We start from the raw sequence: 11,925 nt of genomic DNA on the forward strand, positions 1-11,925 counted from the left end.
ATTGGAACCACCTGATCCCATCATTGGAACCACCTGATCCCATCCCGAACTCAGCAGTGAAACGATGCATCGCCGATGGTAGTGTGGGGTTTCCCCATGTGAGAGTAGGTCATCGTCAAGATTCATTTCGCAAAACCCCTATCTGCGTGAGCAGGTAGGGGTTTTGTCTTTTCTGTCCTGAAAAGAAATCTGGCGTGGGAGCGGGCTTGCCCCGCGATGTGCCGTGCTCACGGAAAGCGTGACTCGAACACCGATGCAGTTCCTCATACTGGCCATCTCCCACAATTCGAGTCGGAACACTAGAATAGAGCCGACGCATCCATTCAGAACCCCTTTATGCCTAACCCTGTCGAACCCGAAGCGCTCGCGCAGCTGCCGCTGGATGAACTGGTGGCTTGCCACGAGTGCGACCTGCTGATGCGCAAAGTCTCGCTGCAGACTGACGAAAAGGCGCAGTGCCCTCGTTGCGGCTACGAGCTGTATGCCCATCGCCACAACCTGGTCAGCCGCAGCCTCGCCCTGGTGCTGACGGCCCTGCTGCTGTACGTGCCGGCCAACTTCCTGCCGATCATGCAGTTGCACCTGCTCGGCCAGACCTCCGATGACACGGTCTGGAGCGGCGTGCTCGGCCTGTACAATTCAGGGATGCGCGGCGTCGCCGTGGTCGTGTTCCTGTGCAGCATGGCCATTCCGCTGCTCAAGCTGCTGTGTCAGCTGATGGTGCTGTTGAGTATCCGACTCGACATCGGCCGCAGCTATGGCCTGCTGATCTATCGTATCTACCACCACCTGCGTGAGTGGGGGATGCTCGAGGTCTACTTCATGGGCGTGCTGGTGGCCATCGTCAAGCTGGTCGACCTGGCCGAGCTGAGCATCGGCCTGGGCCTGTTCTGCTTCATCAGCCTGCTGCTGGTGCAGGTCTGGCTCGAGGTGGTCATGTCGCCGCACCAGATCTGGGTGGCCTTGTCGGGGGAGGACGTCCATGCGGGCGATTGATGCAGGCATCCTGGTCTGCAATGAATGCCATGAGCTGAACCGCCAGGAGCCTGGCAGTACCTCGCAGACCTGCACCCGCTGTGGTGCGGTGGTGCACGCTCGGCGGCCCAACAGCATCGTGCGCACCTGGGCACTGCTGATCACGTCGATGATCCTCTACATTCCGGCCAACGTGCTGCCTATCATGACTGTCAGTGCCTTGGGGCAGGGCAGCCCGGACACCATCATGTCTGGCGTCATCACCCTGATGAAGCACGGCATGTTGCCGATCGCCGCAGTGGTGTTCATCGCCAGCATCCTGGTGCCCACCTTCAAGCTGGTGGGTATCGCCCTGCTGCTCTATTCGGTGCAACGTCACCAACCGCTTTCGGCGCGGCAGCGCATCCTGATGTACCGCTTCATCGAGTTCATCGGCCGCTGGTCGATGCTGGACATCTTCGTCATCGCCATTCTCGTGGCGGTGGTGAATTTCGGCCGCATCGCCAGTGTCGAAGCCAACCTGGGCGCCGTCGCCTTCGCCACCGTGGTAATCCTGACGATGCTCGCTGCTTTAACTTTCGATCCCCGACTGATCTGGGACAACACGGAGTCGGATGACGACCATGAGTGACCTGCCTACGGCTAAAACCCGCCCAGCTTCGAACTGGTCGGCCATCTGGATCCTGCCGCTGATTGCCTTGGCGATCGGTGGCTGGCTGGCCTGGCAAGCCTACAAGGATGCCGGCATCGAGATACAGGTGCGCTTCGAGAGTGGCGAGGGCATCGTCGCCAACAAGACCGAGGTCATCTACAAAGGCATGTCGGTGGGCAAGGTGGTCGCCCTGGTGCTGGATGACAAAGGGGACAACCGTGGCGTCGTCGCCACCCTCGAGATGCGCAAGGAAGCAGGCCCGCACCTGACCAAGGGCACGCGCTTCTGGCTGGTCAAGCCAAGCGTCAGCCTGGCAGGTATCTCGGGCCTGGAAACACTGGTTTCAGGTAACTACATCGCCGTCGATCCAGGGGAAGGTGAGCCAACCAAGCGCTTTACCGCGCTCAAGGAAGCACCGCCACTGTCCGATGCCGAGCCTGGCTTGCACCTGACGCTCAAGGCCGAGCGACTGGGCTCGCTCAACCGCGACAGCCCGATCTTCTACAAGCAGATCCAGGTCGGTCGGGTGAAGAGCTATCGGCTGTCCGAGGATCAGGGCACGGTGGAGATCAAGGTGTTCATCGCGCCGGCCTATGCCAGCCTGGTACGCAAGCACACACGTTTCTGGAACGCCAGCGGGGTCAGCATCGATGCCGACCTGTCCGGGGTGAAGGTGCGTACTGAATCGCTGTCGAGCATCGTCGCCGGGGGCATCGCCTTTGCAACGCCGGAGAACCGCAAGGACAGCCCGCCCACCGATCCAAGCCTGCCGTTCCGCTTATACGAGGACTTCGACGCCGCCCAGGCCGGCATCCGCGTCAAGGTCAAGCTCAGTGACTTCGAAGGCTTGCAGAAGGGCCGTACACCGGTGCTGTACAAGGGCATCCAGGTGGGCACGCTCAAGGATCTCAAGGTCGAAGGTGACCTTACCAGCGCAACGGCCGAGCTGACCCTGGACCCACTGGCCGAGGACTACCTGGTCGAAGGCACGCAGTTCTGGGTGGTCAAGCCGTCGATCTCGCTTGCCGGGATCACCGGCCTCGAGGCATTGGTGAAGGGTAACTACATTGCGGTGCGCCCGGGCGAGCCAGGCGCCAAGCCCCTGCGCGAGTTCGAGGCGCGCCCCAAGGCGCCACCACTGGACCTGAAGGCGCCCGGCCTGCACATGGTGCTGTTCGCCGACACCCTGGGCTCGCTGGAAGTGGGCAGCCCGGTGATGTACCGCCAGGTACGCGTGGGCAGCGTGCAGAGCTACCAGTTCGCCCGCAACAGCAAGCGCATCCTGATCGGCGTGCACATCGAGAAGGAATACGCCAACCTGGTCAACGGATCCACGCGCTTCTGGAATGCCAGTGGCATCACCCTGACCGGTGGCCTGTCGGGTATCCAGGTCAAGAGCGAGTCGCTGCAGACGCTCATGGCCGGTGGTATCGCCTTCGACACGCCGAAACCGGATGTACCGCTCAAGCGTCGCATCCCGCGTTTCCGCCTGCATGAAAGCCAGGACGCGGCCAACCGGGCCGGTACCCTGATCACCATTCGCGTGGACCGCGCCGATGGCCTGAAACCGGGCACGCCGATCCGCTTCCGCGGCCTGGACGTGGGCAGCGTCGAGAGCGTCGACCTGACCGGCGACCTGCAGGCGGTCCTGCTCCGTGCGCGGATTACCCAGGCGGCCGAGCGTATCGCCCGCACCGGCACGCAGTTCTGGGTGGTCAAGCCTGCCTTGGGGCTGGTGCGTACTCAGAACCTCGACACGCTGATCGGCGGCCAATACCTGGAGGTGCTGCCAGCGCTCAAGGATAAAGGGCCGCAGCGAGACTTCATTGCCTTGAGCGATGCCCCCGAGGTCAAAGGCGAGGAGGTCGGCCTGCCGCTGACCTTGAGCGCGGCGCGCCGTGGCTCGATCAAGCCGGGCGTGCCGGTCACCTACCGGGAGATCGCAGTGGGCAAGGTCACCGGCTTCGAACTGGGCCAGACCGCCGACCGGGTACTTATCCACATCCTTATCGAGCCACGTTACGCCGGGCTGGTGCGTGGCGGCAGCCGCTTCTGGAACAGCAGCGGGTTCGGCTTCGACTGGGGCCTGTTCAAGGGCGCCACGGTGCGTACCGAGTCGGTGGAGACCTTGATCGAGGGTGGGATTGCCTTCGCCACGCCCGATGGCGAGCAGATGGGCAACCCGGCACGCCCGCAGCAGACCTTTGCGCTGTTCGACAAGCCGGAGGATGAGTGGATGCAGTGGGCGCCGAAGATCCAGATCGGCAAGTGACATAGCGATTGCGGGAGCGGCGCTGCGCCGCTCCCACGTTACTTGTACTGGACCCAACGAGGGTGGATGCCCGCAATACAAAGCCAGAAGCTGCTGTCAGGCTTGAATCACAGGCATAAAAAAACCGACCCTAGGGTCGGTTTTTTCGACAAGAACGTCGCTTAGGCAGCTGCAGCTTCTTTCAGTGCCTTGATGTGGCCATTCAGACGGCCTTTGTGGCGAGCAGCTTTGTTCTTGTGGATGATACCCTTGTCGGCCATACGGTCGATTACAGGTACAGCCAGAACGTAAGCGGCTTGCGCTTTTTCGGCGTCTTTTGCGTCGATGGCCTTGACTACATTCTTGATGTAGGTACGGACCATGGAACGCAGGCTGGCGTTGTGGCTGCGACGCTTCTCAGCCTGTTTTGCACGTTTCTTGGCGGAAGGTGAGTTGGCCACCGTCGAGCTCCTCGAAAGACTTTAGGTAAATAGCAAACAAAATAGGCCGCGAATCATGCCGATGAGTCGATCGGATGTCAAGGCCACCTGCAAGGTTCCGCCGAGTGGTGAGCCAACAGGAGGGAAATATTCCTTTCTGTCGCACGACCTGTAAACTCGGGAATTTTTGGCTCCCCTGCGAAGGCGCGGGAGTATCGCACATTCGGACGCCGTCTGCAGCGTCCTCTGCCCCTGGCGTGAAACTTTTCGATGAATCTGCTCAAATCCCTGGCTGCGGTCAGCTCCATCACCATGATTTCCCGGGTGCTCGGCTTCGTGCGCGATACCATCCTGGCGCGGGTGTTCGGCGCCGGCATCGCCACCGACGCCTTCTTCATCGCCTTCAAGCTGCCTAATCTGCTGCGGCGGATCTTCGCCGAAGGCGCGTTCTCCCAAGCCTTCGTGCCGATCCTCGCCGAGTACAAGACCCAGCAGGGCGAGGAGGCCACCCGTACCTTCGTCGCCTACGTCAGTGGCCTGCTGACCCTGATCCTCGCCGTGGTCACCGTCATCGGCGTCCTCGCCGCGCCCTGGGTGGTCTGGGCCACGGCACCGGGGTTTGTCGACAGCACCGAGAAGTACGAGCTGACCACCGCGCTGCTGCGGGTGACCTTTCCTTATATATTGCTGATCTCGCTGTCGTCGCTGGTCGGCGCGATCCTCAACACCTGGAACCGCTTCACGGTGCCGGCGTTCACCCCCACGCTGCTCAACGTGGCGATGATCGCCTTTGCCGTGCTGCTGACACCGTATTTCGACCCGCCGATCATGGCCCTGGCCTGGGGCGTGCTGGCCGGTGGCCTGGCGCAACTGCTGTACCAGCTGCCGGCGCTGAAGAAGATCGGCATGCTCGTGCTGCCGCGCCTGAACCTGCGCGATACCGGCGTGTGGCGCGTGCTCAAGCAGATGCTGCCGGCGATCCTCGGGGTATCGGTGAGCCAGATCTCGCTGATCATCAACACCATCTTCGCCTCCTTCCTGGTGGCCGGCTCGGTGTCCTGGATGTACTACGCCGATCGCCTCATGGAGCTGCCTTCCGGCGTGCTGGGGGTGGCCCTGGGCACCATCCTGCTGCCGACCCTGGCCAAGACCTACGCCAACCAGGACCGTGAGGAGTATTCGCGGATCCTCGACTGGGGCCTGCGCCTGTGTTTCCTGCTGGTGCTGCCCTGCACCCTGGCCCTGGGCATCCTCGCCGAACCGCTGACCGTGGCGCTGTTCCAGTACGGCAAGTTCAGCGCCTTCGACGCGGCGATGACCCAACGCGCGCTGGTCGCGTATTCGGTGGGGCTGTTGGCGATCATCCTGGTCAAGGTGCTGGCACCTGGCTTCTATGCGCAGCAGAATATCCGCACACCGGTGAAGATCGCGGTCTTCACCCTGGTGTGCACCCAGCTGCTCAACCTGGCCCTGATCGGCCCGCTGGCCCATGCCGGGCTGGCCCTGGCGATCAGCCTGGGCGCCTGCCTGAACGCCGGCCTGCTGTACTGGAAGCTGCGCAGCCAGCAACTGTTCCAGCCGCAACCGGGCTGGACAATGTTCCTGCTCAAGCTGGTGCTGGCAGTGGCGCTGATGTCGGGCGTGCTGTTGCTGGGCATGCACCACATGCCGGCCTGGGAGCAGGGCAATATGCTCGAGCGCTTCGTGCGCCTGGGCGCCCTGATCGTCGCTGGCGTGGTGACCTATTTCGGTTGCCTGTACCTGTGTGGTTTCCGCCCACGGCACTTCGCCCGCAAGGCGTTGCACTGAGGCGCGAAAAGGGTCAGGCGTCGGTTTTTCGCATTCCACACTCCAGGGTGGCGCTGCTGCCTGTCACCAGCGCCCGGGTGTGGTTATAATCGGCCACTTTATGAGCAAGAAGCGCGTTATGCAGCTGGTTCGAGGTCTTCACAACCTGCGCCCCGAGCACCGGGGCTGTGTCGCCACCATTGGCAACTTCGACGGGGTCCACCGCGGCCACCAGGCGATCCTCGCACGCCTGCGCGAACGTGGCCAGGAACTCGGCCTGCCCACTTGCGTGGTGATCTTCGAGCCACAGCCTCGCGAATATTTCGCCCCGGATACCGCGCCTGCCCGCCTGGCACGCCTGCGTGACAAGGTCGAGCTGCTGGCCGGCGAGGGCATCGACCGGGTGCTGTGCCTGTCGTTCAACCAGCGCCTGAGCCAGCTCAGCGCCGAGCAGTTCGTCAAGGCGGTGCTGGTCGATGGCCTGGGCGTGCGCCACCTCGAAGTGGGCGACGACTTCCGCTTCGGCTGCGACCGCGCCGGTGATTTCGCCTTCCTCACCGAAGCCGGCAAGCGCCATGGCTTCAGCGTCGAGGCGGCCAACACCGTCATCCAGGACGGCCTGCGGGTCAGCAGCACCGAAGTGCGCAAGGCCCTGGCCGAGGGCAACTTCGAACTGGCCGAACACCTGCTGGGCCGCCCGTACCGTATTACCGGCCGCGTGCTGCATGGCCAGAAGCTGGCCCGCCAGCTCGGCACACCTACCGCCAACATCCAGCTCAAGCGCCGTCGCGTGCCGCTGTCCGGGGTCTACCTGGCCAGCATCGAGATCGACGGCCAGCAGTGGCCGGGTGTCGGCAATATCGGAGTACGCCCCACCGTCGCCGGTGACGGGCGTCCTCACCTGGAGATTCATCTCCTGGACTACGCCGGTGACCTCTATGGCCGGCGCCTGACGGTGGAATTCCACCACAAGCTGCGTGAAGAGCAGCGTTTCGCCTCCCTGGAGGCGCTGAAGTCGGCGATCGACGCGGACATCGCCGCCGCACGTGCCCACTGGCACGCTCAACCGCTAACGAAGAGCCTGAAATGACCGACTACAAAGCCACGCTTAACCTTCCGGACACCGCCTTCCCCATGAAGGCCGGCCTGCCTCAGCGCGAACCGCAGATCCTGCAGCGCTGGGACAGCATTGGCCTGTACCAGAAGCTGCGCGAAATTGGCAAGGATCGTCCGAAGTTCGTCCTGCACGACGGCCCGCCCTATGCCAACGGCAAGATCCATATCGGTCATGCGCTGAACAAGATTCTCAAGGACATGATTGTCCGCTCCAAGACCCTGTCGGGCTTCGACGCCCCGTACGTACCGGGCTGGGACTGCCACGGCCTGCCGATCGAGCACAAGGTCGAGGTCACCCACGGCAAGCACCTGACCGCCGACCGCACCCGCGAGCTGTGCCGCGAGTACGCCGCCGAGCAGATCGAGGGGCAGAAGACCGAGTTCATCCGCCTGGGCGTGCTGGGTGACTGGGACAACCCGTACAAGACCATGAACTTCGCCAACGAAGCCGGCGAGATCCGCGCCCTGGCCGAGATGGTCAAGCAAGGCTTCGTGTTCAAGGGCCTGAAGCCTGTGAACTGGTGCTTCGATTGCGGTTCGGCCCTGGCCGAAGCCGAAGTCGAGTATGCCGACAAGAAATCCCAGACCATCGACGTCGCCTTCCCGGTCGCCGACGAGGCCAAGCTGGCCGCTGCCTTCGGCCTGGCCGCGCTGGCCAAGCCCGCCGCCATCGTGATCTGGACCACCACCCCGTGGACCATCCCGGCCAACCAGGCGCTGAACATCCACCCGGACTTCACCTACGCCCTGGTCGATACCGGCGAGCGCCTGCTGGTGCTGGCCGAAGAGCTGGTCGAGTCGTGCCTGAAGCGTTATGCGCTGGAAGGTTCGGTCATCGCCACCGCCCCGGGTTCGGCCCTCGAGCTGATCAACTTCCGTCACCCGTTCTACGATCGCCTGTCGCCGATCTACCTGGCCGAATACGTCGAGCTGGGCGCCGGTACCGGCGTGGTGCATTCCTCGCCCGCCTACGGTGAAGACGACTTCGTTACCTGCAAGCGCTACGGCATGGTCAACGACGACATCCTCACCCCGGTGCAGAGCAACGGCGTGTACGTCGAGTCGCTGCCATTCTTTGGCGGCCAGTTCATCTGGAAGGCCAACCCGGCCATCGTCGACAAGCTCAGCGAAGTCGGTGCGCTGATGCACACCGAGACCATCAGCCACAGCTACATGCACTGCTGGCGCCACAAGACCCCGCTGATCTACCGCGCCACCGCGCAGTGGTTCGTCGGCATGGACAAGCAGCCCACCAGCGGCGACAACCTGCGCGAGCGCTCGCTCAAGGCCATCGAAGAGACCAAGTTCGTTCCGGCCTGGGGCCAGGCGCGCCTGCACTCGATGATCGCCAACCGTCCGGACTGGTGCATCTCGCGTCAGCGCAATTGGGGCGTGCCGATCCCGTTCTTCCTTAACAAGCAGACCGGTGAGCTGCACCCGCGCACCGTCGAGCTGATGGACGAAGTGGCCAAGCGCGTCGAACAGCAAGGCATCGAGGCCTGGTTCAAGCTGGACGCCGCCGAACTGCTGGGCGATGAAGCCGGCCAGTACGACAAGATCACCGACACCCTCGATGTGTGGTTCGACTCCGGCACCACCCACTGGCACGTGCTGCGCGGCTCCCACGATATCGGCCACGCCACCGGCCCGCGCGCCGACCTGTACCTGGAAGGCTCCGACCAGCACCGCGGCTGGTTCCACTCTTCCTTGCTGACCGGCTGCGCCATCGACAACCACGCGCCTTACCGCGAGCTGCTGACCCACGGCTTCACCGTGGACGAGAACGGCCGCAAGATGTCCAAGTCGCTGGGCAACACCATCGAGCCGGAAAAGGTCAACAACACCCTGGGTGCCGACATCCTGCGTCTGTGGGTGTCCGCCACCGACTACTCCGGTGAGATGGCCGTTTCCGAGCAGATCCTGCAGCGCAGCGCCGACGCCTACCGCCGCATCCGCAACACCGCGCGCTTCCTGCTCTCCAACCTGTCCGGCTTCGATCCGGCCCGCGACCTGCTGCCGGCCGACGACATGCTGGCCCTGGACCGTTGGGCGGTCGACCGCACCCTGCTGCTGCAGCGTGAACTGGAAGAGCACTACAGCGAGTACCGGTTCTGGAACGTCTACTCGAAGATCCACAACTTCTGCGTGCAGGAGCTCGGTGGCTTCTACCTCGACATCATCAAGGACCGCCAGTACACCACCGGCGCCAACAGTGTCGCCCGCCGCTCCTGCCAGACCGCGCTGTACCACATCAGCGAGGCGCTGGTGCGCTGGATCGCGCCGATCCTGGCGTTCACCGCTGACGAGATCTGGCAGTACCTGCCGGGCGAGCGCAACGAGTCGGTGATGCTCAACACCTGGTACCAGGGCCTGACGGAACTGCCGGCCGACGCTGAGCTGGACCGCGCCTACTGGGACCGCGTGATGGCAGTCAAGGCAGCGGTCAACAAGGAGCTGGAGAACCAGCGTACCGCCAAGGTCATCGGCGGCAACCTGCAGGCCGAGGTCACCCTGTTCGCCGAAGAAGGCCTGACCGCCGACCTGAACAAGCTCGGCGACGAGCTGCGCTTCGTGCTGATCACCTCGGCGGCCAGCGTGGTGCCGTTCGTCCAGGCGCCGGCCGATGCCGTGACAACCGAAGTCGAAGGCCTCAAGCTGAAAGTGGTCAAGTCCGGCCATGCCAAGTGTGGTCGTTGCTGGCACTTCCGCGCCGATGTGGGCAGCCACCCGGAGCATCCGGAAATCTGTGCCCGTTGCGTCGACAACCTGAGCGGTTCCGGTGAGGTGCGCCACTATGCCTAATGCTTCCGCGGGGCGCTTCGGGCGCCTTGCCTGGCTCTGGCTGAGCCTGCTGGTGCTGGTCCTCGACCAGGCCACCAAGGTCTACTTCGAGGGCGCGCTGAGCCTGTACCAGCAGATCGTGGTCATCCCCGACTACTTCAGCTGGACCCTGGCCTACAACACCGGCGCGGCGTTCAGCTTCCTGGCCGACAGCTCCGGCTGGCAGCGCTGGCTGTTCGCGTTGATCGCCGTGGCGGTCAGCGCCGTGCTGGTGGTCTGGCTCAAGCGCCTGGGGCGCAACGAGACCTGGCTGGCTGTGGCCCTGGCCTTGGTGCTGGGCGGTGCATTGGGCAACCTGTACGACCGCGTGGTGCTTGGCCATGTGGTCGACTTCATCCTGGTGCACTGGCAGAACCGCCACTACTTCCCGGCCTTCAACCTGGCCGACAGCGCCATTACCGTGGGCGCGGTGATGCTGGCGCTGGATATGTTCAAGAGCAAGAAGTCCGAGGAAGCCGTCCATGACTGAGACCCGTATCGGCCAGAACACCGAAGTCACCCTGCACTTCGCGCTGCACCTGGAAAACGGCGACACCGTCGACAGCACCTTCGACAAGGCCCCGGCGGTGTTCAAGGTCGGCGACGGCAACCTGCTGCCGGGTTTCGAGAACGCCCTGTTCGGCTTCAAGGCCGGTGACCAGCGCAAGCTGAGCATCGCCCCGGAGAACGCCTTCGGCCAGCACAACCCGCAGAACGTGCAGGTGATGCCGCGCTCGCAGTTCGAAGGCATGGAGCTGTCCGAAGGCCTGCTGGTGATCTTCAACGACGCCGCCAACACCGAGCTGCCGGGTGTGGTCAAAGCGTTCGACGACAACCAGGTGACCATCGATTTCAACCATCCACTGGCTGGCAAGACCCTGAACTTCGAGGTGCAGATCCTCGACGTGAAGGCCGTGTGAGCCTGGAGCCGAGCATGCAAATCAAACTCGCCAACCCGCGCGGTTTCTGCGCCGGGGTCGACCGGGCGATCGAGATCGTCAACCGCGCCCTGGAAGTCTTCGGCCCGCCGATCTACGTGCGCCACGAAGTGGTGCACAACAAGTTCGTGGTCGAAGACCTGCGCAACCGTGGCGCGGTGTTCGTCGAAGAGCTGGACCAGGTGCCGGACGACGTCATCGTCATCTTCAGTGCCCATGGCGTTTCCCAGGCCGTGCGCCAGGAAGCCGCCGGCCGTGGCCTGAAGGTGTTCGACGCCACCTGCCCGCTGGTGACCAAGGTGCATATCGAAGTTGCCAAGTACAGCCGCGACGGCCGTGAGACCATCCTCATCGGCCACGAAGGGCACCCGGAAGTCGAAGGCACCATGGGCCAGTACGACGCCAGCAACGGCGGCGCCATCTACCTGGTCGAGGACGAGGACGATGTTGCCCAGCTGCAGGTGAACGACCCGGACCACCTGGCCTTCGTCACCCAGACCACCTTGTCGATGGACGACACCAGCCGGGTGATCGACGCCCTGCGCGCGCGCTTCCCGAACATCGGCGGCCCGCGCAAGGACGACATCTGCTACGCCACGCAAAACCGCCAGGACGCCGTCAAGCAACTGGCCGACGAGTGTGACGTGGTGCTGGTGGTCGGCAGCCCCAACAGTTCCAACTCCAACCGCCTGCGCGAGTTGGCCGAGCGGATGAGCACGCCGGCCTACCTGATCGACGGTGCCGAGGACCTGCAACGCAGCTGGTTCGACGGTGCCCAGCGCATCGGTATCACCGCCGGTGCCTCGGCGCCCGAGGTGCTGGTGCGTGGCGTGATCGAGCAGCTCAAGGCCTGGGGCGCCACCGGCGCCGAAGAGCTCGACGGCCGCGAAGAGAACATCACCTTCTCGATGCCCAAGGAACTGCGGGTTCGCTCACTGATCTGAC

At 63.7% G+C, this 11,925-nt stretch carries 10 protein-coding genes and 1 rRNA gene; 10 read left to right on the forward strand and 1 reads right to left on the reverse strand.

Annotated elements, in window-relative coordinates:
• The first annotated feature begins 10 nt into the window (after positions 1 to 10).
• The 4 genes from rrf to ABZO33_RS17580 all read left to right on the forward strand — a co-directional run bounded on the left by rrf (position 11) and on the right by ABZO33_RS17580 (position 3,899).
• A 5S ribosomal RNA gene (rrf, locus tag ABZO33_RS17565) occupies positions 11 to 121 on the forward strand.
• A 215-nt stretch (positions 122 to 336) separates the two neighbouring features.
• Positions 337 to 996 carry a paraquat-inducible protein A gene (locus tag ABZO33_RS17570; RefSeq protein WP_414537049.1) on the forward strand — a complete coding sequence of 220 codons (660 nt, stop codon included), beginning with the start codon at positions 337 to 339 and terminating at the stop codon, positions 994 to 996.
• A complete protein-coding gene (locus ABZO33_RS17575) occupies positions 983 to 1,606 on the forward strand; it encodes a paraquat-inducible protein A (RefSeq protein WP_414537050.1) in 624 nt (207 codons plus the stop codon). Before ABZO33_RS17570 ends, ABZO33_RS17575 begins: the two co-directional genes overlap by 14 nt.
• Complete coding sequence (locus ABZO33_RS17580) at positions 1,599 to 3,899, forward strand: MlaD family protein (protein WP_414537051.1); 2,301 nt, start codon at positions 1,599 to 1,601, stop codon at positions 3,897 to 3,899. The genes ABZO33_RS17575 and ABZO33_RS17580 overlap by 8 nt, the downstream gene beginning before the upstream one ends.
• 161 nt (positions 3,900 to 4,060) lie before the next feature.
• Here the strand turns inward: ABZO33_RS17580 and rpsT are convergent, their stop codons facing one another.
• Positions 4,061 to 4,339 (reverse strand): 30S ribosomal protein S20, encoded by a 279-nt coding sequence (rpsT, locus tag ABZO33_RS17585; protein WP_023533220.1) that lies wholly within the window; start codon positions 4,337 to 4,339, stop codon positions 4,061 to 4,063.
• A 249-nt stretch (positions 4,340 to 4,588) separates the two neighbouring features.
• Here rpsT and murJ point away from each other — a divergent pair, with 249 nt between their 5' ends.
• The 6 genes from murJ to ispH all read left to right on the forward strand — a co-directional run bounded on the left by murJ (position 4,589) and on the right by ispH (position 11,924).
• The gene (gene murJ / locus ABZO33_RS17590; RefSeq protein ID WP_414537053.1) at positions 4,589 to 6,127 is read left to right on the forward strand and encodes a murein biosynthesis integral membrane protein MurJ; all 1,539 of its coding nucleotides are present in this window, start codon (positions 4,589 to 4,591) and stop codon (positions 6,125 to 6,127) included.
• Positions 6,128 to 6,245: 118 nt separating this feature from the next.
• Positions 6,246 to 7,196 carry a bifunctional riboflavin kinase/FAD synthetase gene (gene ribF / locus ABZO33_RS17595; protein WP_367857922.1) on the forward strand — a complete coding sequence of 317 codons (951 nt, stop codon included), beginning with the start codon at positions 6,246 to 6,248 and terminating at the stop codon, positions 7,194 to 7,196.
• Positions 7,193 to 10,024, forward strand: a complete 2,832-nt coding sequence (ileS, locus tag ABZO33_RS17600) for an isoleucine--tRNA ligase (protein WP_414537054.1) — start codon at positions 7,193 to 7,195, stop codon at positions 10,022 to 10,024. Before ribF ends, ileS begins: the two co-directional genes overlap by 4 nt.
• Positions 10,017 to 10,532: a signal peptidase II gene (lspA, locus tag ABZO33_RS17605; protein ID WP_414537055.1), complete on the forward strand. Its 516-nt coding sequence runs from the start codon at positions 10,017 to 10,019 to the stop codon at positions 10,530 to 10,532. Before ileS ends, lspA begins: the two co-directional genes overlap by 8 nt.
• On the forward strand, positions 10,525 to 10,962 hold the full coding sequence (gene fkpB / locus ABZO33_RS17610; protein WP_330104937.1) for an FKBP-type peptidyl-prolyl cis-trans isomerase: 438 nt from the start codon (positions 10,525 to 10,527) through the stop codon (positions 10,960 to 10,962). Before lspA ends, fkpB begins: the two co-directional genes overlap by 8 nt.
• A gap of 14 nt (positions 10,963 to 10,976) precedes the next feature.
• Positions 10,977 to 11,924 carry a 4-hydroxy-3-methylbut-2-enyl diphosphate reductase gene (ispH, locus tag ABZO33_RS17615; RefSeq protein WP_414537056.1) on the forward strand — a complete coding sequence of 316 codons (948 nt, stop codon included), beginning with the start codon at positions 10,977 to 10,979 and terminating at the stop codon, positions 11,922 to 11,924.
• The last annotated feature ends 1 nt before the right edge of the window (position 11,925 follow it).

The organism is Pseudomonas sp. CAM1A (genome assembly GCF_047501685.1).
In the GTDB taxonomy this organism is placed as follows: Bacteria; Pseudomonadota; Gammaproteobacteria; order Pseudomonadales; family Pseudomonadaceae; genus Aquipseudomonas.